The 23237-nt window shown below is 28.4% G+C and carries 17 protein-coding genes; 14 read left to right on the forward strand and 3 right to left on the reverse strand.

Annotated elements, in window-relative coordinates; translation table 11 throughout:
- Positions 1–12 precede the first annotated feature (12 nt).
- Positions 13–1185: a cation:proton antiporter gene (locus tag TR13x_RS03625; protein WP_054870539.1), complete on the reverse strand. Its 1173-nt coding sequence runs from the start codon at positions 1183–1185 to the stop codon at positions 13–15.
- Between the two features lie 290 nt (positions 1186–1475).
- Positions 1476–2279 carry a methyl-accepting chemotaxis protein gene (locus TR13x_RS03630; RefSeq protein WP_054870540.1) on the reverse strand — a complete coding sequence of 268 codons (804 nt, stop codon included), beginning with the start codon at positions 2277–2279 and terminating at the stop codon, positions 1476–1478.
- Between the two features lie 1156 nt (positions 2280–3435).
- On the opposite strand from TR13x_RS03630, the gene TR13x_RS03635 reads away from it, so the two are divergent.
- The 14 genes from TR13x_RS03635 (at position 3436) to helD (ending at position 21919) form a co-directional block, all read left to right on the forward strand.
- Positions 3436–4473: an RNA polymerase sigma factor RpoD/SigA gene (locus TR13x_RS03635; protein WP_054870541.1), complete on the forward strand. Its 1038-nt coding sequence runs from the start codon at positions 3436–3438 to the stop codon at positions 4471–4473.
- A gap of 13 nt (positions 4474–4486) precedes the next feature.
- Positions 4487–7669 (forward strand): DEAD/DEAH box helicase, encoded by a 3183-nt coding sequence (locus TR13x_RS03640; RefSeq protein ID WP_054870542.1) that lies wholly within the window; start codon positions 4487–4489, stop codon positions 7667–7669.
- Between the two features lie 188 nt (positions 7670–7857).
- Positions 7858–8445 (forward strand): restriction endonuclease subunit S, encoded by a 588-nt coding sequence (locus TR13x_RS03645; RefSeq protein WP_255351307.1) that lies wholly within the window; start codon positions 7858–7860, stop codon positions 8443–8445.
- 14 nt (positions 8446–8459) lie between these two features.
- Positions 8460–9995 (forward strand): type I restriction-modification system subunit M, encoded by a 1536-nt coding sequence (locus tag TR13x_RS03650; protein WP_054870544.1) that lies wholly within the window; start codon positions 8460–8462, stop codon positions 9993–9995.
- A 30-nt stretch (positions 9996–10025) separates the two neighbouring features.
- Positions 10026–11324 carry a restriction endonuclease subunit S gene (locus TR13x_RS03655; RefSeq protein ID WP_054870545.1) on the forward strand — a complete coding sequence of 433 codons (1299 nt, stop codon included), beginning with the start codon at positions 10026–10028 and terminating at the stop codon, positions 11322–11324.
- Between the two features lie 103 nt (positions 11325–11427).
- Positions 11428–14589, forward strand: a complete 3162-nt coding sequence (locus tag TR13x_RS03660) for a type I restriction endonuclease subunit R (RefSeq protein ID WP_054870546.1) — start codon at positions 11428–11430, stop codon at positions 14587–14589.
- Positions 14590–14598: 9 nt separating this feature from the next.
- Complete coding sequence (locus TR13x_RS03665; protein WP_054870547.1) at positions 14599–15330, forward strand: M48 family metallopeptidase; 732 nt, start codon at positions 14599–14601, stop codon at positions 15328–15330.
- A gap of 115 nt (positions 15331–15445) precedes the next feature.
- Positions 15446–15556, forward strand: coding sequence for an ATP-binding protein (locus tag TR13x_RS11405; protein WP_369813263.1), 111 nt, complete (start codon positions 15446–15448; stop codon positions 15554–15556).
- Positions 15557–15629: 73 nt separating this feature from the next.
- Positions 15630–16535 carry a hypothetical protein gene (locus TR13x_RS03670; protein WP_054870548.1) on the forward strand — a complete coding sequence of 302 codons (906 nt, stop codon included), beginning with the start codon at positions 15630–15632 and terminating at the stop codon, positions 16533–16535.
- 123 nt (positions 16536–16658) lie between these two features.
- Entirely contained in the window at positions 16659–16781 is a 123-nt protein-coding gene (locus TR13x_RS11335; protein ID WP_255351304.1) for a hypothetical protein, read from the forward strand.
- A 139-nt stretch (positions 16782–16920) separates the two neighbouring features.
- On the forward strand, positions 16921–17145 hold the full coding sequence (locus TR13x_RS03675) for a hypothetical protein (RefSeq protein WP_054870549.1): 225 nt from the start codon (positions 16921–16923) through the stop codon (positions 17143–17145).
- Positions 17146–17254: 109 nt separating this feature from the next.
- Entirely contained in the window at positions 17255–17461 is a 207-nt protein-coding gene (locus TR13x_RS03680) for a hypothetical protein (RefSeq protein WP_054870550.1), read from the forward strand.
- 11 nt (positions 17462–17472) lie between these two features.
- The gene (locus TR13x_RS03685; RefSeq protein WP_054870551.1) at positions 17473–19413 is read left to right on the forward strand and encodes a hypothetical protein; all 1941 of its coding nucleotides are present in this window, start codon (positions 17473–17475) and stop codon (positions 19411–19413) included.
- Positions 19414–19618: 205 nt separating this feature from the next.
- Positions 19619–21919, forward strand: a complete 2301-nt coding sequence (gene helD / locus TR13x_RS03690; RefSeq protein WP_054870552.1) for an RNA polymerase recycling motor HelD — start codon at positions 19619–19621, stop codon at positions 21917–21919.
- A gap of 55 nt (positions 21920–21974) precedes the next feature.
- On the opposite strand, the gene TR13x_RS03695 is transcribed toward helD, so the two are convergent.
- Entirely contained in the window at positions 21975–23138 is a 1164-nt protein-coding gene (locus tag TR13x_RS03695; RefSeq protein ID WP_054870553.1) for an MFS transporter, read from the reverse strand.
- Positions 23139–23237: the final 99 nt, after the last annotated feature.

A 23237-nucleotide genomic window follows, 5' to 3' on the forward strand; every position in this document is an offset into this window, starting at 1 on the left:
TACCTCCTTTAATTAGACATTACACTCCTTAGCTTTTATTATAGCATTTTTGGTTGCAATAGGTCCTATAATTTCTGTAATAATTGTTGTAGCTAGAAGTATTGTAATTACAATAGAACCTAGTTGAGTTCCAGGGAACTCTCTGCTTACTATAATTGCTAAACCTACTGCTACCCCTACTTGAGATAAAAGTCCAAAACCTAGATATTTTCTTACACTAAGAGGAGCTTTTGATACCATACCACCAATTGAAGCACCTAACACTTTTCCTAAGATTCTAAATACAAGATATGCAATACCAATTAAACCTATGTGTGGTAATAAAGCAATATCAAGTCTTGAACCAGCAAGTGTAAAGAATGCCGCTATTATAGGTGGTGAAAACATCTCGATTGAAGAGAATGCTCTTCTGCTATTAGAAGAAATATTAGCAACTATAATACCAAGTGTCATTGCTGATAATAATGGAGATAGATTGTATTTTAAAGCAACTCCTATAAGCAATATGATAACTCCTGTTGTGAATGGCAACATTTCATTTTCTTTTTTAGATATCTTAATTAGATAAGCTAAAAGTATACCTGCTATGCAGCCTGCTAGTAATGATAAAACTATTTCAGTAATTGGATGAACTAAAACTTTATAAACTGTAACAACTTCATGTTTGATAAATACTTTTGAGATTGAAGAAGCCACTGCATAAATCATTAGACATATTGCATCGTCAACTGCTACTACGCCCAAAAGGGTACTTGTCAAAGGTCCCTTTGCATTGTATTCTTTTAATACCATAACTGTTGCAGCAGGTGCAGTTGCTGAAGATACTGCTCCTAATATTAGTGCTGTACCGATCCCCTGTTTTAATAGAAGCATTATTGAAGTTACGAGTATAAATGCCCCCATTGATTCACAAGCAGCTATTATAAAAATTGGTTTGCCTAGTTTTTTTATTACAGGTATTTTCAGTTCGCTTCCTATGTTAAATGCGATTATACCTAATGCAAGGTCGCTTAAAAAAGACAACTTTTCTATCATTTCACTATTTACAATATTTAAGCCAGACTTTCCGACTATAAGCCCTGCTATTATATATCCAGCAACAGCAGGAATTTTATATTTGTTCATAAGTTGTCCAAATAATATACCTAAAACTAGTGCAATACCTAGGCTCATAAAAGGATTCATAAATAACCACCTCTTTTGATATGATTTGCATAGAAAATAAAACCAAAATTAATAAATATATCCAATAAATAGAACATAAAAAACGCACTTTTGAAGTAGTGCATTTTAGGCCCACTCATTATAGTACTCCTATTATATAAATAAGTAAAACTTCAAAAAAGGCAGTAATTTATAAAATATTTTGATATTAGGCGATTATTTAGTATTAACTAGGTATGTAATACCTATACTATTTTATTCTAGGTATTGCTATTAAAGTTGATGAAAAAAACAAAAAATGTGACTAGAGGTCACATTTTATAATCCATAGTTTCAGATTTAAGCCTTTCAACAGCTACACTTACAGTTTCTGAAGCATCTAATTGAACTTGTGAAAGTTTTTTAAGGCTATCTATTTCTACATTAATTTTTCTTATTTCATTAGCTAGTTTAATCAGCATTTCATTTATTTCTTTAGCAAAAGTTTCACTGCTATTAGCAAGCTTTTGGATTTCATTAGCTACAACAGAGAAACCTCTTCCGTGTTCTCCTGCTCTTGCTGCTTCAATATTTGCATTTAGACCTAGAATTTTGATTTGTTGAGCTATTTTATTAACATAACTTACTATTTTATCACTTTCTTCTATGTACTTATTTGACACCTCAGCTGTATTTAATAAGTTTTCGCTAACATCATGTATGCTTTTTACTGAAGATGTTATGTCTTCTAATTGTTTTTGAACTACTGAAGAAGTATCAGCAATTACTGACATTTGTGAATTTAGCTTTTCTAAAGTTTTTACTTCTCTTTCTACCAATGTCATTATAAGGTATGCACCTTTAGAATCAATTATCTTGCAACTACCACCAAACTTCTGATTTAATAGCATTGATACTTTTTCAACACCAGTTGCTTCAATAATCATATCCAAAACATTGCAGTTTATATCGTCTATTGAATTAGAATATCTTATACCTAATTCTTTAGCTAATAAAATACCAGGTGCATTTAAATTGGTATCAACAATTATTTCGATACTTATTTCTTCGATTTTTGATAGCGACTTTAGAATAGCTGTTCCACCATTACCAGCTCCAACTATTGCAATTTTCAATACAATCCCTCCTTATTTTTCGCATAAGTGGTACTATTCTACAAAATATATATAAATCCCTTTTAAATTAGAAAAAATTTCTAAGTAAATTATGATATAGAGAATACTAATTTTATATATATTAGTGAAGATAATGTAAAAAATCGATTGATTGACTTAGCTACTAAAATATGGTAACATCAATGTGTGTAATGAGTTATTAGAGTACCTATGAGGAATTGAAACGAACTAATCTTAAATTTCTAATCAAAATAGGATTTGTAATCGTTATTTGTTAAACAGCACTTTATTTCAACCTAAAACAAACCAAAAACAGTAATTTATTTCATCTTAGAAGTATTAGTTAGATTAAATAATTTGACTAAAAAATACAAGATTATTTAATCTGAATTAATGATCAAATTTCTTTATCAACTATTCAAAGATTTATTTCTAAATGTAATATTTCTTGTAAAAACATTTGTTGTACGGATTGTAGAGCTTTTGAGTTTGAATTCAAATGCTAGCAGACTTATTGTTTGCTGTGAAGCTTTTTTTCTGATAATTATTATTTCTTTTATCTACTTTTAAAAATGGCGTAGCCAAAAGTGGTATCCCTAAAAAGCTTTTTGTTGACAATGGTAAGGTTTACAAGAGTCAACAGATGCAGTTTATCTGCGTTTCTTCAGGCACTATTCTTTGTTACGCACGTTCCTAAAGTTCTGAATCTAAGGGAAAAATCAAAAGATGGTTTAGAACTTTTCAAGATCAGTGGATAAATGTTATTCCTTGATCTGAGTTTATCTTCCATAATTAAACTATTTTATGAGGTATGTTTTATGTTTAAATCTTTTTATTATTCTAAATTAAGTAGAGTTATTTTAAGATTAACGTAAACAAAAGCTATCTATTGAAAAAAAGGCGTTTTTTATCGATGATTGTAGAATGATTTTGTTCTAAATTCATCATTTAAGAAGGAATAAGTAAGATATTTGTAGAAAAAACTTAGCATAAATTTCCAGAATTATGTAGTATGAAGAATATTCATAATGTGTTAAAGTTAAAAAAGTTGATTTTTGTTATGGTTGATTACTTTTTGTGATGTTTTCAAATGGTGTTAAATCATCTTTAATTGTGTGAAAATTTTATGCTACCATGGGGTCTAGGGGGCATTATTGTGAAAGTTAAAGAGTTAATTATTAAGTATAGAAAAAATAATAATAGTTTTATTGATGCATTTGAGATATATGACGATTTAGAAAGTTTAATAGGCAAGTCACCAAGCATTGAAATATTTAAAAATGTTATAGCCGTTTTAAAAGATGAATTAGGAAAAGAAATAATAAACATTAATGAGGTTTTAGAAATAGAATTTGAAGAAGATTATACGGTAAATAATGAAAAGGAAGATAATAAATCATACTGGTATAAAAGTTTTAATGAGAATTTAAGACTAATCAAAGAATATAAAAAGACAAAAGACATAAATATTAGAAATCAAATTATTGTAAACAATATAAAATTAATAAAAAAATATGCCTATAAATATTCAGCAAAAAGTTCTCTAGAATATGATGATTTAGTAAATGAAGGTGTTTTTGGCATGATACATGCGATTGAGAGTTTTGATACAAATAGAAATAATGAGTTTTCTACATATGCCGTTTATTGGATAAAACAAAGAATAAGAAGAGCTGTGCAAGATAAAGGTTATATTATAAGATTACCTGTACATTTAAACGAAAAAATAGAAAAATTAATTCGATTAGAAAATAAGTTTGCTATTATGGGACTAGATATTGATGAAAAAGAAATATGCAAAGCTCTTGATATTACAATTGAAAAATATTATGAACTAAAAAAAATAAACAATACTTTTTTAAATTTATCTTCTCTTAATGCTTTTGTTGGAGATGAAGAAGAATCTGAACTGATAGAGTTTATTCCTGCAGATGAAGAAGAATCTTTAGAAGATATTATTATCAAGAAAGAACTAAGTAAAGAGATAGATTTAGTTTTATCAACTTTAAAACCTAGAGAAGAAAATGTTATAAGACAAAGATTTGGATTTGATAATGGTGAGGAAAAAACCTTAGAACAAGTAGGTAAAAATTTGGGGGTTACTAGAGAGCGAATTAGACAAATAGAAACTAAAGCAATAAAAAAACTTAGACATCCAATTAGGTCAAAAAGATTAAGAGCTTACTTAAATTAACAGGGGGGATACAATGGCTAATATTATTGAAAAATTTAATAATTCTGTTTTTGAGTTGTTAATGAATGGTAATTATGATTTATATGTTTTTAAAAACTATACAACAAAAGAATTAATGGCTTTATACCAAGAAATTCCTGATTACATAATAAGAGCTGATATTAGAGAATTTTCCACATATAATGAGATGGATGATTTTTATCGAAATCAAGTGATAAAAATTATTATGGAATTAAACTTTGGAAAAAAGGCAGTTATACCTTATGAACTTATGATAAATATGATTGGCTATATTGATTTAATAAAAGATAAAAAGGTTCTTGTGATTACTAATCCATTCAATATATTAAATGATATTGAAATAAATAGAGAACACATAGAAGATATATATGTAAAAGGAAATGATATCAATAATTATGAAGATGAAGAAATAGATTATTTATTTAAATATTATGATATACATCCAGTGAAAACAGATAATGGAATCAATTTCTGTAGATTATATAGAGATATTAAAGTAGAGATTGATAATATAGATATATATCCAGTACTAGGTTATAAAGACGAAAAGGTCTATGAATATTGTAAAGTAAATGAAATAAAGGATTTAACAGGAAAAGTTATTAATTTAACTTGTGGATTTGTAGATTTAGATACAAAATACAATTTAAATAATTATAAAGAAGCTTTTGTTGATATTTTAGAAGATGAATCAGTATATTTTATTTTAGATGGTTTAGATATTCTGCTAGAAGATTTAGTTGGTTATCTTATTTCTAACAATATCAAAATTAAATATATAACAATTAAAACAGAAAAGCAGTATAGTTTTAGTATTTATAAAGAAAAGGTTAATGAATTAATGAAAAAACATTGGAAATCTGATTTCAGAATTTATAATGCATATAATTTACTAGGAAACAATCCTAAAGAACTTGTAAAAGTTTCTCAAGAGGATATAATTTTAGAGATTATGGAACAGTCAAGGAAAGCTCGTAATGGAGAAAATTTTCATGATGTATTTTTCATAGCTTCTACAGGTGCTGGAAAGTCTTTACTTTATCAACTTCCATCTATAATACTTCATGAGGAGGGACTAGTAACCATAGTTGTTTCCCCTTTGAGAGCATTGATGGAAGATCAATATAAAGAGATGCATAAGTTAAAGTTACGACATGTTACATATATTAATTCAGATATTTCTTACGTACAAAAACAACAAAGATTAGAAGGAATTAAGAAAGGAATTTATTCTCTTGTTTTTGTATCTCCAGAGTTTTTACAAAGAATTTATGATATAAGACAGTTAATAGGCGAAAATAGGAAAGTAGGACTTTTTGTAGTAGATGAGGCCCATTGTGTAACAAGTTGGGGAAGAGATTTTAGAGCTGATTATGGATATTTAGGTAATTATATATACAGATATAGAAAATTAAACTCTACTTTTCCTATATTAGCTTTAACAGCTACTGCAGTGTATGGTGGGATTAATGATACAGTTAATGAAATTAGCAAGGACTTAAGACTGTCAGATGATACTTCAGTGTATATGACTGATGTAAAGAGAAATAATATAGAAATTAATATAAATAGATTAGAAGAATATGATGGTTCATATAGAGAATTTAAAAAGCAAAAAACTATTCAGGTAATTAAGAAATGTATAAGTAATGACATAAAACTACTTGTATATTCACCTTTTAAAACTATTAGCTATGATTTGTATAATTTATTAGATGATGATTTGAAAGATAAAGTTGCAGTTTTTACAGGTGAAACAGGAGGACAAGAAGGAAAAAGAATAATTAGACAGTTTAAAACAGGAGAGATAAAATGTGTTATAGCTACAAAAGCATTTGGAATGGGAATAAACATAAAAGATATAGAAATGGTTTATCATTTTGCTGTTTCAGGTAATGTAGCCGATTATGTTCAAGAAATCGGAAGAGCGGCAAGAAAAAAAGAATTGATAGGAAAAGCAGTTTGTGATTTTAACGAAAAAGATTTTAGTTTTTGGAAAATACTTAAAACCATATCAAGATTTAGAACATGGCAATTAAGACAAATAGTTCAAAAAATATATCAAAAATATAAAGATAGTCAAAAAAATACATTGCTTATTTCTTTAGATGAGTTTAAATTTATTGATTTAAAAGCTGATAACATCAACTTAAGCAATAAAATCAAACAAGCTCTATTTTTTATAGAAAAAGATTTTTATAATAAATTCAAATTTCCAATAATTAGGGTATATCCAGGTGAAGAAAAGTCAACTTATTATGCTTTTATAGATAAAAAGGATATCAAGAGAAAAGAATATGAAGAGAAGTTTGCAAAATATGCTAATATTGTAAAAAAAGAATCCTATGGTACGGTGGTAGAGTTTAATTTGAAGAGGTATTATGAAGAAGAGGTTGGGAATGAAAAGTATGGAAAGATAAAATTTAATTTCTTTAATGAAAAATTGTTAGATGAGATAAAGATTAGTCCAAGATTTTTAATATATATAAAATTGAATTTACAATATAATAAGGCGTATAACAAATTTTGCAGTTATCTTGATTTAGTTAAGGAAATTTATAATGAATTAAGTAAATCTTCAACTTTAGAACAGATAGAAAAACAAATAAAAAAGAAACTTGGCATAGGACAAGATAATGATAAAGTTGAAAAAATATTATATTTAATGACTTCATTACTTACTTCAGATAAAGCTGATAGCAATTCATATGAATTATTTTATAGTAAAATGAATGTAAAAAATAATGAAACAAGTGATGATGAAAATAATGTTGTTTATGTAAAGAAACAGCAAATAACAGATATTTTTGTAAAATCATATAAAGATCTTTTTGTTAAATTGTTTAATCATTCTCAGGAATATGAGGAGTATCTATTACCAGAATTTCTAGCAAGTACACAAGGCACTAGAGTTAGAATGATTCTAGCTTACATGTTAGAACTATTAGAGATAGGAACGTATAAAGTTATAGGAGGAAACTTAGATAATATCAAAATAAAAGTAAATGTACCAGATAAGCTAAATGTAACTAAGTACGTAAATTCTGTTTTACAGAAATGCTATGAGAAAGATAATAGAGAGTATAAAACTTTGAAAAGAATGATAGATACTTGTAAAAATAGCGATGACTACTGGGAATATATAGAAGACTATTTTTTAGGCCGTATCGAATAGTTTATTATAAAAAACACCTACATAAATGTTGTAATTGAAGTAATTATGTAGGTGTTTATATTTTAGTATATAAATGTTATTTTTGAATTAGTACAAAAATAAGTGTTGACATGTTATGGAAAATTTGATATATTTACATTAAATAAAATTGTACTAGGCTAAAAATAACACGAAAGAGGTGAATAAGTATTGGGAATTTTCAAAAGAGAAAAATAGGCGATATTGCAAGTATTACTACAGGTCTTGTTGTTAAAAGAAAACAAGCAGAATTACCTGAAAAAATTATTAAAAAATATAAAATGTTAACACTAAAAAGTTTTGAACAGGATGGTTGGCTTAATGTTGAAGAACTTGAGGAATTTGAAAGCAATGAAATGCTTGATGATAAATATTTGACCCAGGAAGGAGATGTGATTGTCAGGCTTAGCTATCCCAACACAGCTATTGTTATTGATAAAGACCATATAGGATTACTGATACCTTCTCTATTTACGGTTATCAGACTAGAAACAGATATTCTAATACCTGAATATTTAAGCATCTATTTAAACAGCGATAAGATGAAACGTTACTATGCAAAAAGATTAATAGGCTCAGCAATTCAAATAATTAAAACAAGTATGCTGAGAGATGTAGTTGTAATGTTTCCTGATATTAATCAGCAAAAGAAAGTAGTAGAAATTAACAAATTAATATTAAAAGAGAAAAAGTTGCTTTCACAGCTAATTGAAGAAAAAAACAAATATCACAAAGCTATAATTAATAAAATGATGTAGAGGAGGAATTTGGCATGACTATTAAAAAACTTACACAAGAAGAAGTTAACGCAACTTTATGGAGGGCCTGCGATACCTTCAGAGGTAAGATTGATTCATCTATTTATAAAGACTATATACTTGTAATGCTATTTATAAAATACATTAGCGATATCTATAAAGAACATAAAGCAGAATTAATGGCTAAATATGACAATGATGAAGAAATGGTTGCAAGACAAATGAGGTATGAAAGATTTGTACTTGATGAGGTTTCAACCTTTGATTACATATATGAAAGAAGGAATCAGCCAAATATTGGAGAAATTATTAATGAAGCGTTAGCCAACATTGAAGAAGAGAATAAAACTAAATTAAGAGGTGTATTTAAAAACATAGATTTCAATTCTGAATCTATACTAGGAAGTACAAAAGAACGAAATGCCATGCTAAAGCATTTGTTAGAGGATTTTAAAGAGCTTGATTTAAGACCATCAAGACTTGCTGATGAAGATGTTATCGGTAATGCTTATGAATATATGATAGCAAATTTTGCTTCAGATGCAGGTAAAAAGGGTGGAGAATTTTTTACTCCTGCAGAAGTATCAGAACTTCTAGCAAGACTTGTTAACCCACAAGAAAATGATAGAATTTATGATCCAACATGTGGTTCAGGTTCACTTCTTATTAAAGCTTATAAGAAAGTACCTTCAGGCAAGGCGCAGATTTACGGACAAGAAAGAAATGGTCAAACCCATTCTCTTTGTAGAATGAATATGTTCCTACATAATATAGATGATGCCAAAATTGAGTGGGGAGATACCCTTTCAAATCCACTGCATCTTGATAAAGATGGTAAACTTATGAAATTCCAAGTTATAGTAGCAAATCCTCCATTCTCCCTTGATAAATGGGCTATGGGTTTTGCAGGTGAAGGAAGTGACAAAAAGTTTAAAATGGAGCCTTCTTTAGACCCACATAAAAGATTTAGCTGGGGAGTTCCTCCATCATCAAAGGGAGACTATGCCTTTGTACTTCACATGCTTCATTCTTTGGCAGAAGGGGGAAGAATGGCAGTTGTATTACCTCATGGAGTATTATTTAGAGGAGCAAGTGAAGGCAAGATTAGAAAACAAATTATAGAACATAATTTACTAGATGCAGTTATAGGGCTTCCAGCAAACTTATTTTACGGAACAGGAATACCTGCTTGTATATTAGTGTTTAAAAAGAACAGAGATAAAAAAGAAGTTCTCTTTATAGATGCTTCAGGCGATGACTATTATGAAAAGGGGAAAAATCAAAATAAACTTAGAGAAGAAGATATACAGAGAATTGTAGACGCTTATGAAAAATACGAAAACATAGATAAATTTGCTTATGTGGCAACCATTGATGAAATAAGAGAAAATGACTATAACCTTAATATCCCAAGATATGTAGATACATTTGAGGAAGAAGAAATGGTTGATATGGAAGCTGTGGCAGAAAACATTGCTAAGATTAAAAAAGAACTAGCAGAAGTAGAAATGCAGATGGTGAAGTATTTGGAAGAGTTTGGAATAAATTAATTAACAGCAAACAGTGAAGAGGTGATATAGATGCAGCCTGATATTAAAGAAAGGATAGAGAAGATTAAAAGAGGAGAAGTGCCTGAGGGGTATAAGAAAACGAAGATTGGTATAATTCCTGAGGATTGGAAAGTAGATTTTCTTGAAAATCACTCAGATATTAGAGGTAGAATAGGTTGGAGGGGATTAAAACAAGAAGAATATACAGATGAAGGTCCATATCTAATTGCTGGTAAGCATATTAAATCTCCAAATATAATATGGGATGAATGTGACCATATATCAATTGAAAGATATAAAGAATCTATGGAGATTGCATTAGAAGTTGGAGATGTAATTTTAAGTAAAGATGGTTCACTAGGGAATCCTGCTTATATTAGTTATTTGCCAGGTAAAGCAACAATTAATTCAACTATGATGCTTGTTAGAGTAAAATCAAGTAAATTAAACTCGAAATTTCTTTACCATATATTAAATGGAAAACAATTTGAACGTTTGATAAATGAAAAAACTTCTGGAAGTTCAATACCTCATTTATTCCAAAGAGATATGAAAAAGTTTAGAATACAATTACCTAGTTTAAATGAACAACAAAAAATCGCCGAAATTCTCTCCACCTGGGACAAAGCAATTGAGCTAAAAGAGAAACTTATTGAGGAAAAGAAAAAGCAGAAAAAAGGACTTATGCAGCTGCTTTTAACTGACAAGAAAAGATTACCTGGGTTTAAGGGAGAGTGGAAGGAAGTAAAACTTAAAAGAATCTTAAAACCTCGCAAAGAAAAAAGTAAAATAACAGATAAGCTGAAATTATATTCCCTTACAATCGAGGACGGTGTAACACCAAAAACAGATAGATATAATCGAGAGTTTTTAGTTAAATCAAATGATAAACAATATAAGATAACTTATAAAAATGATATTGTTTATAATCCTTCGAATCTTAGATTTGGAGCTATTGCTCTAAACAAAAATGAGATGCCAGTTTTGTTATCTCCTATATATGAGGTATTGTATGTAGAAAATAAGAATAGATATTGTATAGACTTCATAGCACATCTCTTAACCTGGGAAAGAAACATTAGGTATTTTGCTACAAAAGCTGAAGGAACACTTGTTGAACGTATGGCTGTAAAATTAGATGCATTTCTTAATGTTAGTTTTTTGATTCCTCTTGATATAAAAGAGCAGAAAGCAATTTCGAAAATACTTAATGATATAGATAAAGAAATATCACTTCTTATAAAAGAACTGGAAGCTTTGAAACTCCAGAAAAAAGGACTTATGCAGCTACTTTTAACTGGTATTGTTAGAGTAAAAGATAGTGAATAATTAAATAAAAGGAAATATTGAGTAGTGAATGGTGAACAACGAATAAGTTATTCACCGTTCACTATTAGTTATTAACTATTCACTAAAAAAAGAGGTGAATTATATGAATCGAGCTAAAGAATATGATGAAATGAATATATCACAGATTCCAGCATTAGAGGTTCTTCGAAAAATTGGATACATTGTTTTACCACCTGAAAAAGCTGAAATGATGAGAGGGAATTTGTATAACGTAATACTTAAAGATATTCTTTATGAAAAGCTAAAAGAAATAAACGATTTTGAGTATAAAGGTAAACGATATAAATTCTCTGAAAAGAACATCAAGCAAGCCATGCTTGATATTGATGAAGCCCTTACGGATGGACTAATAAAGACCAATGAAAAAATCTATGATTCCCTTATTTTAGGTCGCAGCTATCCCGAAAAACTTTCTGATGTAGATGGCACAAGGTCATTTAATATCAACTATATAGATTGGGAACATCCTGAGAACAATGTATTCCATGTAGTAGAAGAATTCAGTGTTGAAAGGGAAGATGGTCAAGGTCATGTTAGACCTGACATAGTTCTGTTTATCAATGGTATTCCCTTTGGTGTCATTGAATGTAAAAAAGCTTCTATTTCTATTGATCAAGGTATTAGCCAGATGATTAGAAATCAGGGGAAAGAATATATTCCTAATCTTTTTAAATTCATTCAAATTGTTATGGCTACAAATAAAAATGAAACTATGTATGCCACAGCAGGAACTCCTAAGAAGTTTTGGTCTATATGGAAAGAGGATGAAAATACAAGTGAGTATGAATGGTTTAAAACAGAATTAGAAAAGGCAGTAGTGGGAAGAATTCCAACTACGCAAGACAAGAATATTGTTTCTCTTTTTCATCCTAAAAGAGTACTTGAACTTATAAAATACTTTACTCTCTATGATAAAAATGTGAAAAAAATTGCCCGTTATCAGCAGTATTTTGCTGTAAAAGAAATTATTAAAACAATCCAGCAAAAAGATAAAAATGGCAATCGTCAATCAGGTGTAATATGGCATACCCAAGGTTCAGGTAAATCCTTGACAATGGTTATGTTGGCAAGATATATTCTTTCAGAAATGGCAGATGTTCATCCTAAAGTCCTTGTAATTACTGATCGTATAGAACTAGACAGTCAAATTCATAAAACTTTTAACCATTCAAGACTTAAGGCAGAAAGGGCAACTAGTGGGAAACATCTTATTGAACTTATTAATAGCAATAGTGCTGATGTTATAACATCCCTTGTTCATAAATTTGAAACAGCTGCTAAGCATCAAGAGCCTATTAAATCAAAGGATATATTTATACTAGTTGATGAATCCCATAGAACACAATATGGAGAGTTACATATTAAAATGAGAAAGGTATTTCCTAATGCTTGTTATTTAGGATTTACTGGAACTCCTCTTATGAAAAAAGAAAAGAACACAATGGCTAAATTTGGTGGAAGATTTATTCATAAATACACTATCAAAGATGGTGTTGAAGACGGAGCTATTGTTCCACTTCTTTACGAAGGAAGATTAGTTGAACAAACTGTAAACCGTAATGCCATAGATAAGAGAATAGAAATGATTACTAGAAATCTAAATGAAAAACAGGCTGAAGAATTAAAAAAGAAATGGAGCAAGTTTGAAAAAATTGCTTCATCAGAACAGAGAATAAGACTCATTGCCGATGATATTTATATGCATTTTACAAAGTTTTACAAATCAGAAAATGCTCAGTACAAAGCCATGCTTGCAACGGCTTCTAAATTTGATGCTATACGATATCAAGAAGCCTTTGAAGAATATGATGATATCAGTACAGCTGTAGTAATTTCTCCTCCTGATATGAGGGAGGGTTATGAAGAAGTAGACGAAGAACCAAAGGATAGAGTACGTAAGTTTTGGAATAAGATGATGGAAAAATATTCTGACCCAATTAAATATGAAGAATATATAAAAAATGAATTTATATATGGTGATGAAATAGACATCTTAATTGTAGTAGATAAGCTATTAACTGGTTTTGATGCTCCAAGGGCAACAGTTCTTTATATTGACAAACCTATGAAAGAACATACTCTACTGCAGGCAATAGCTAGAGTTAATCGTCTTCATGAAGGTAAAGATTTCGGTCTTATTGTAGATTATAGGGGACTTATAAAGGAATTAGATGCTGCTATGAAGGTATATTCAGGAGCAGGACTTGAAAACTTTGACGGTAAAGACCTTGAAGGCGCCCTTGTAGATGTGATTAGTGTAGTAGGAAAACTACGTGAGTCTTATTCGAATTTAGTTGCTATCTTTAAAGGGGTTAAAAATAAATCCGATAAGGAAGAATATGAACTTATCCTTGCTGATGAAGGTATTAGAAATGACTTTTATAAAGAGCTTTCTCAGTTTGGGAAGTATCTTGGAATTGCCCTTGAATCTGACCACGTTTATAATGCTATTGGTGAAAAAGATATAAACATGTATAAAAAAGAACTTAAATTTTATCAAGAACTTAGAGCATCAGTTAAGATAAGATATTCTGATACTATTGACCATAAGGAATATGAAGCAAAGATGAGAAATCTAATGGATACTTATATTGCAGCAGAAGATGTTATCCAAATAACTAATCCAGTAGATATTTTAAATGAAGAAGAGTTTGAAGACGAGCTTATGAGATTGGGCTCTCCAAGGGCGAAGGCGGATGCTATTAGAACACGTATAGCCAAGCGTATTAATCAAAAATGGGATGAAAATCCAGCTTATTATAAGAAATTTTCTGAGCGCATAGAAGAAATATTAAATGAGTACAAAAATAAACGTATTTCAGAAGCAGAGTATCTTGAAAAAATGCGTAAAGTGATGAAGGATTTTAGGAAAGGTTATTCAGGAACTGTATATCCTGAAAAAATAAAGAATAATGTTAATGCTCAGGCTTTTTATGGTGTAATAAAAGAGGTACTTGAAGAAGAGGAAGTTTATGATGCTCAAAAAGCTGAAGGGGTGCGTGAAAAACCTGAAATATATAATTATGAAAATATTTTAGCTGACATAGCAACTGATGTAGATATAATTATTGAAAAATACAGGAAAGTAGATTGGCATGATAACCCAGATGTTCATAAAAGTATTTCACGAGAAATAGATGGTCTTTTATATATAGCTAAGAAAAAATATTTTCCTGATTTGACTTTTGATCAAATTGATAAAATTATTGAAAATATAAAAACTGTTGCTCTTAGAAGGTATTAGGTGATAAATATGGAAAAACATTCTATAACATACAACAGAAAAACAATTGAATTTGAACTGTATAGAAAAAAAGTAAAAAACATCAATCTCAATGTAAGACCTGACCTATCGATTGTTGTATCTGCAAATGAAAATGTACCATTGGAGTTTATCCTTAATTTTGTTAAGGATAAAGCTCCTTGGATTCTTAAGAATATTAGTTATTTTAAGAATGTGCAGTCAGAAAATACAATAAAAAAAGATTACGTTAGTGGAGAAAGTTTCAAATATCTTGGAAAACAATACAGACTTAAAGTTGAAGAAGTAAATGAAAGAGAATATGAAGGTGTGAAGTATTTTCAAGGATTTATATATCTTTATGTAAAGGATAAAAACAATTACAGTAGAAAAGAAAGACTTTTAAATGACTGGTTTAGAGAAAAGGCTAAGTTAAACTTTAAGGAAAGTTTGGATAGAGTATATAAGGTTATAGAAAAGTATGGTATCAAAAAGCCTGATATTCAAATAAGAACAATGAAAGCAAGATGGGGTTCATGTATTAGAGATAAAAACATAATTATTTTAAACTATGAACTAATAAAAGCACCTAAATTTTGTATCGATTATGTTGTCCTTCATGAGTTAATACATTTTAAATATAAAAATCATGATGCTGACTTTTATGCTTTCCTTACAGCATTGATGCCAGACTGGAAGCAAAGAAAAGAGATTTTAGATGAAGAAGTAGTGAGAGAGTTGTAATTATTGTTTCAATAAAATTTAAAATAGATTTGCTTGTCTCGTTATTGCATACAAGTCAACTATTATTACTTCAAATAAGTCATTTGATGAATAGAATATCATATTCTTTGGTTTAATATTAGCATCATCTATACTAGATAGAATAGTACATCATTGTCATTTAGCTTTAATTAAAGGTGAAAGTTATAGAATGAAAGAACAAAAAGAAAGACTTAAATCTAATTAAATTTTTTTACTTAAAGTAGGGGTTTTTTCGATTTTTGCCGGATTTTCATTGACAACAACAAGGAGGGTTTAATTTGAACTTATGGAGAATGAACATAAAGACTGCTAGTAAAAAAGGCATAGATTCATTTATGTTTTGCCTAGAAAGAGGAATATTGGGTTTTGGATGGCCATTAAAAGATGTAAATGGAAAGAAGATTAAGGATATTGAAGAATATGAAAAGCTTGGGAAAATTCAATATAAAAGCAAAGGACTTTCAACTGCGATAAATGCATTTAAAAAAATTGAAATTGATGATTTAGTTTGGACTCGCCATCAAGGTATTTATTATTTGTGTAGAGTTGAAGGGAAATGGCGATATGAGAGCGATAATGCTAATTACGATGCTGATGTTGTTAATGTGATTCCAGTTAAGTTTATCAAAGTTGGAACTGTTGAAAATGTACCAGGTAAAGTAGTGAATGCTTTTAGGGCAAGGTCCACAATTCAAAAAATACATGGTTATAAAAAGAATAATACGTATGTAAATCCTGCATTAATATTGTCAATGAAAATTTATAATGAAAAAAGCAAAACAGAATATTATGAGGTACCAGAGCTTGATAAAAATGACATATTAGAATCATTATTGCCAGAAGATGTTGAGGAGATTGTAAGTCTGTATTTACAATATGAAAAAAATTATTTGCTTTACTCAAGTAGTAATAAGATTGATACGCAGAAATATGAGTTTGTTATGGTAAGTAGAGATGGCACCCATCTAGCATACGCTCAAGTAAAAACTGGTAATGTTCTATTAGATGGAAGGGAATTTGAACATTTATTAGAAGGGGATAATAAAATATATCTTTTTACTTCTTCTGAAAATTATAAAAACATTAATAATGATAATATTAAAATTATTTCAAAAAATGATTTGATAAACTTTCTGTATAACAACTTAAAAATTATGCCAAATAGGATCAGAATGTGGTTGTAAGATTGAATTGAAGTGAAATATCAAATAGAGAAGTTTATTTTTGTAGATTATAGGTATAAGAAGTACTGACATTAAAAAATATGAAAATGAATATAACGGATTGATCTTGGAAATGGAAATGAAATGATAAAGAAACTTGATGAAGAATTATTTAGGGTGTTAGTAGAAAAGATAAGAGTTGTATCTTTGGTTGAAGTGGAGATTGTTTTGAAGACAGGGGTTGTGGTTAGAGTATGTTATAACTAAATAATCAGCACAGACAAGGGGACAGGTACATTGTTTGTGTTCCCTTGTCTGTAAGTATCAAACAAATTTTAATCTCATATAATCTATATAAAAGGTATCTAGCTTCTAATCTCAAAAATGATAAAATGGGGGATGCTTTTTGAAGGGGAAAAGATTATCTTCATTTTCAAAAAAATCACTAATCATTTTTTATGCAGTAAATTATTTAGTAATGATAGTTACATCTGTTTACATTTTTATTAATTGGCATAATACAATAAGTATATGGCCTCTTGTGGTTCTTACCTATGGTTTGATACTTGCTAAATTTATAAGATATGAGATAGAGCATAAAATAGAACAAGAAAAAGAGAAAAAAGATTAAAGACGGCTCTGCCGTCTTTAAATCTTTTTGAATGGTAAATCAGTTTGTATATCAAACCTAAAATAAGACTACAATATAGATATCCGTATATAGACATAGGGGTGGTTTTTTGCTATACAAAGGAATATTATTTATATTTCTTGGAGTATTTCTAATAATAGAGGAAAGATATGATATAAAAAAGATTGTTAAAGATAGAATATTTATAATAAAAGAGGATTTTGTTTATGATAGTTATTATGAAATTAAACTATTTTTAGGGATACTTTCGATTATTGTAGGGATTTTCTCTATAACAAATTATATTGTGTATTAAAGGGTGTATATATGAAAACAAAAAAGCTTTTAATAACTATACTTTTATTACTAACTTTCATTTTGTTTTATAACAACTTAGTATTAGCAGAAAACAGACCTAAATTAATAATGATTATATTAGATGAATTAGATTTTGATTTGGTCGAAAAAATTACTCAAAACGCTAATAAAGCAGTAGGACTTATGAATACAAAAACAGGATATTTTTATAAATCAAAGGATAGAGAAAGCTACTTTCTAACTATTGCGACAGGTAGAAGAGTTAAAGTAAGATCAAGTTTATATAAGGGAATAAGAAAAAATAAAGACGGCAGTTTATATATAAATGGATTCAAAGATATAATTAGAGATTTAAAGCAAAAATATTTAGTTTTTTCCCGGGAAATTTCTACATTTGGTGACTTTTTTAGTAAAAGAGGTGTTAAAGTCGGGTATATTGGTAATGATTCTTCTTCGCTTATTGCTGCAAATATAAATGGGTATATTGAGTATGGTGAAAATAACGTTGTTTATGAAGAAGAGTGGCTTAATAATAAGTCAAAACAGATATTAGAAAAGGCAAATATACTTATACTTTCATATGAATTAAACAATAAAGAAGAAAGAATTGGATTGCTGAAAAAATATATCGAAAAGATGAAGTATCACATTATTATATTTCCTAAGACCATATCAGGAGATATAAATATAAAGTGGAATACTACTTTAGTTCCAGTTATTTATATAACACCTGATAGAGAGGAAGGGATACTTAAAAGCAATACAACAAAGAGAGAGGGAGTAATAACAAGTTTAGATATTTTTCCTTATGCAGCAGGTTTGTTTGACATACCAACAGACAGGTTTATTGGCGGAAGTTTTAAGGTTATACCTAAAAGTAAACCAATTGTACAATGTAAAAACTATTTAAAAGAATTTCTCAACCTAAATATTATAAAATACATTTTTCATGGAATAATCATAGTATTGCAGCTATTTGTGATATTTGGCAAAAAGTTAAAAAAGCAAATACGAAAGTTTTTGATGAATACGATACTTTCAATTATATTTTTTTCTCTTTTGTTTGGATTTTTTAAAATACATAGGAGTATTTTCATATACTTCATAATAGTTTCATTGTCTTCATTTTTACTATCATTCTTATTAGTTAAAAAAGAAAATGCTGCATATAATATATCTATTTTTACAAATATACTTATTCTTTATGGGATTTTTTTAAATAACAACATAATATATGATTCGTTTATAGGATATAACAACATAGTAGCTGGTGGAAGATTTTATGGATTAAACAATGAAATTATGGGGGTTTTATTAGCAACTTCAATAATAGTGTATTTTAGTATAAGAGAAAAGATAAAAGATAGAATAGTTTTTTTCTTATTTCTTATAATGTATTTTCCATTAATAATATTGGCTCTGTCTGGGGAATATGGGGTTAATTTTGGAGGCTATATAACTTCTATCTTGATTTTTTTAATTTTAATATATGAAATGTTTTACTACGATAAGAATAATAAAAGTATTATTCTACTGATAGGATTCAGTTTTATATTTCTTTTATCAAACTTTATAGTACAGTTCAATGGATATAGTTTAAACCATATTGGAAAGCTGTTATCAAGAATTGAGATAGTTGGTTTTATTGAATTGTTTGATTCAATAATAAATAAAATGAAGCAGCTTACTATAATGGTTTTAATCCCACCTTGGAGTATTATTTCTCTAGGTCAGCTTTATTATATTTACAAATTATATAAAGATAAGAATATTTGTATAAGAAATTTAAAAAATTCAGAGGTTGGTAAATGTATTTGTGTAATATTTATTAGTTCTATTATTTCGGTTTTTATAAATGACACAGGTATAATATCTTTTGTATATATGAATATTTATCTTATTGCCGTCTTGATTAGTTTACATAATACAAAATTAAGGGCATTGCTCTAGTGCAATGCCCTTTAGCCTTTTTCCATATATACTATATACTAAAAATGTCATTTATGCAAGAAAAAAATAAACTAACTAAGATTTAAAGAGTTTATTAATATTCTTTATTTTATATAGTAATACATGTGTATGAAATATACTTTATTTTTTTATTCTTTTCATATAAAATTACTTTACTGTACTTTACGGAGATGGGAGAGATAATATGTTAGCCAATAAACATCCAGATTATGAAAAAGAAAATAAAAACTTAAATACTACTTATGATTGCATATATGATGAGATAATGCATTTAGAAAAAGAAATTAAAAAGATGGATGAATCGATTAATAAGCTGAAAAAATCGACTAGAGGTAATTATAGTGATGAAATGGTAGTAAAGACTACGATACAAGAAGCTAATAAAAGGAAATATAGGCAGTTGATAAGGGCTCAGTATAAACCATACTTTGGACGGATTGATTTTAGAGAATTAGGTAAAGATGAATTTGAAACTTTTTATATAGGTAAAACTAGTGTTATAAGAAGGGGGGATGAAAAGAGGTTAGTAGTTGATTGGAGAGCACCGATAGCTAGTCTTTATTATAGTGGAGAATTAGGGGATGTGATGTATACAACACCAGATGGTCTAATAATTGGAGAATTAGAGTTAAAGAGACAGTATGAAATTGAAAATAAAAAGCTTATAAATATCTTTGATAAGGGACTTACTCCAATGGACGAATTTCTGCAACAGGCGTTATGGCAAAAGAAGGACAATAGGCTAAAGGATATAGTTACGACTATACAAAGTGAACAAAATGATATAATAAGAGCTGATAAAGATGCGACCTTGATAGTACAAGGGGTTGCTGGTAGCGGTAAGACTACAATAGTTTTACATAGAATAGCCTATCTAATGTATACCTATCAGGATGTATTTACTCCAGAAAATATCCTAATTATTGTTCCTAATAATCTATTTTTAGACTACATTTCAGATGTGCTCCCAGATTTAGGTGTCGAAGAAATTAATCAGGCTACTTATGAGGATTTAGCAATGAAATTGCTTAACAAGAGATATAACTTGAAATCGGTTGAAGACAAGCTTATTAAATTAATAGAAAATAGTGGTATAAATGACAAATATTATGAAAATATTAAATATACATCCTGGTTTAAAGGTTCAATGATATTTAAAAAGATTTTAGATAAATATATAAGAGATATGATTAAAGATTTCGTTCCTAAGATAAGCTTTAAGGTTTTAGATTACGATGTGTATTCATACGAAGAAGTAAAAGAAATGTTTGATAAGGATTTTAGTTACTTGCCTGTCATACCTAGAATAGAAAGAATAAAAAAATATATAAAAGCTAATATAGATGAAAGAATAGAGAAAATTGTAGAAAGTATTAATGAAGATTATCAAAAAATAATAGCTAAAATAAAGAAATTGGATTTAAGTGAGGAAGAAATAAGGCAAGAACTTATCAAGTTATATGATGAAAGGGATAAAAAAATAAACGAGGTAAAAAAAGCTGTTCAAAGCTCAATAAATAAATATTTTTCCATGTGGCCAAAAATCGATATAGATGAGCTGTATAAAAGCATTATTACAGATTTTGATGTAATTAAGAAGTATTCAAATGGAAAAATAGAAGATGAAAAACTTAAGTTTATAATTAGTTACTGCAAAGATAGTTTTGAAAACGATGAAATAGAAAGAGAAGATTTACCAGCTATATTATATTTGAAAATGAAACTGTTAGGTTTAGAATTAAAAGGTAAATTCAGCCATATTATAGTAGATGAAGCACAAGATTACAGTCAGTTACAGATGTATATTTTAAGAAAGTTAAATATTGGTAATTCTTTTACGATAGTAGGAGATTTATCTCAAGGGATACATTCATATAAAGGGATTGGCAGCTGGCAAGATTTAATAAAAGAAGTATTTGATGAGGATTCAACCAAATATTTAACAATAAGAAAGTGCTACCGTTCTACTATGGAGATTATGAATTTTGCCAACGAAGTAATAAAAAATTGGAAAAAGGAAGATATTACTTTTGCAGAGCCAGTTTTAAGATCAGGAGATAAACCTTATATAATAAGAAAGAATAGTGAAGACGAAATTATTGAAGATATAGTAAATAGAATAAAAGGGTTAAAAGATAAGGGATATAAGTCAATAGCAGTTATTTGTAAGACAAATAAGGAAAGTAAAGAAGTCTACGAAAGTCTTAAAGAATATAAAATTACAGATTTACATTTGATTACTGATAAAGATATTACTTATGAAAGTGGTGTGGTTGTAATTCCAACATATTTAGCTAAAGGATTAGAATTTGATGCAGTTTTCGTTCATGATTGTTCAGAAAAGTCTTATCCAAATAATGAGATTCATATAAAGCTTTTATATGTTTCAATAACAAGACCTCTACATGAATTGTATATATATTATAAAGATAAACCATCAGCATTAATTAAAAATATATCTGAAGAATTTTGTAATAAAGGTTAAATAAAAGCTGAATAGTAAACAGAGAACAGAAACCATAGACTCTGTTCTCTATTACTTATTTTATATTAAAATTCTTATCCTTTGATACATCAATAAGTAAGATTATAGAAATTATATTACTTATAGTCCCAATACCTATAACTAATTTATATCCACCTAACTCAAATAGTGATGGACCAATAATAGTAAGCAATAATGCACATGCAGAAATAACAAAATATAATAGTGTCATAAATACAGTTCTTCTATTTGGATATATTTCAGAGCATATAGCTTGAAATGCTGACCAGCCACCATCTAGTCCTAATGCATAAAGAAAGGTTAATGGTATAACCAGATATATTGACTTAATGTAAGGCAATGGTGCTAAAACTAAAGTCATCAAAATAAAGCTTAAAATGCCATACTTCATTTTTCCTATTTTATCGCTTAATATAGCTGCTATAATAACACCTGTTACAGTTCCCAAAGCAGTTAAAGTAAAAACATAACCTATATAAGATTGACTTAAGTTAAAATTATGTTTTAACCAAATAGAAAGGTAACTAAACATAAATATTGGTGCAAGAACTAATGAAAACTGAATTATTAAAAACTTAATAGTTATGGGCTTTTTTGTTATAGAAATTACTTCTTTAAAATTAAGTTCAGAAGAACATGAAATATGTTCGTTATGGTCTTTTGGTAGTTTTACAGATAAAAACAGTATCATAATAGATAATACAGAAACAGACCAATACAGATAATGTATGTTGAAATATTTAACCATATTAGTACTATATATTGGGCTTATAAGAATAGCAATAGCAAATGCAATTCTTAAAATACCAGCACCCTTTCCTCTATTTTCGTAAGGAATAAAATCACTTATGTATGAAAGTAAAGAGGCAGTTAAAGTGATATTTCCTATTCCTATTAACATTCTACCTAAACCAAATACTATAGGGGATGGTGACCATCCAGTTATAAATGTACCTGTTAGAAAGGCTACAATTGCAAATACAATAGCATTTTTCTTACCATATTTATCCGCTGCCATACCAAATAACGGTGAAAATAGACCTATCATCGAAAAACCTAAATTTAGATATATTACGCTACTTTCTTTAATGCTAAAGTAATTAGATAAATAAGGAACAATCGGGCTTATAAAGCTTGATTCAAACGATATAACAAATTGTATAAAAAATACTACAAATAGAGTAAAGTACAAATTCAAAATACCACCCCCAAAACATTTATTAAGACTATTATCGTTTAAAATTATCGAAAAGTAAAGCTACCAATCAATATTCAGAAATTTTAGTATTTTATATTA

Origin of the sequence: Caloranaerobacter sp. TR13, assembly GCF_001316435.1 — a bacterium.
In the GTDB taxonomy this organism is placed as follows: Bacteria; Bacillota; Clostridia; order Tissierellales; family Thermohalobacteraceae; genus Caloranaerobacter.

Coding starts and splice junctions, on each gene's coding strand:
- TR13x_RS03625 (WP_054870539.1), bottom strand. CDS start 1,185: ATGAATCCTTTTATGAGCCTAGGTATTGCACTAGTTTTAGGTATATTA.
- TR13x_RS03640 (WP_054870542.1), top strand. CDS start 4,487: ATGGCTAATATTATTGAAAAATTTAATAATTCTGTTTTTGAGTTGTTA.
- TR13x_RS03650 (WP_054870544.1), top strand. CDS start 8,460: ATGACTATTAAAAAACTTACACAAGAAGAAGTTAACGCAACTTTATGG.
- TR13x_RS03655 (WP_054870545.1), top strand. CDS start 10,026: ATGCAGCCTGATATTAAAGAAAGGATAGAGAAGATTAAAAGAGGAGAA.
- TR13x_RS03660 (WP_054870546.1), top strand. CDS start 11,428: ATGAATCGAGCTAAAGAATATGATGAAATGAATATATCACAGATTCCA.
- TR13x_RS03665 (WP_054870547.1), top strand. CDS start 14,599: ATGGAAAAACATTCTATAACATACAACAGAAAAACAATTGAATTTGAA.
- TR13x_RS11335 (WP_255351304.1), top strand. CDS start 16,659: ATGATAAAGAAACTTGATGAAGAATTATTTAGGGTGTTAGTAGAAAAG.
- TR13x_RS03685 (WP_054870551.1), top strand. CDS start 17,473: ATGAAAACAAAAAAGCTTTTAATAACTATACTTTTATTACTAACTTTC.
- helD (WP_054870552.1), top strand. CDS start 19,619: ATGTTAGCCAATAAACATCCAGATTATGAAAAAGAAAATAAAAACTTA.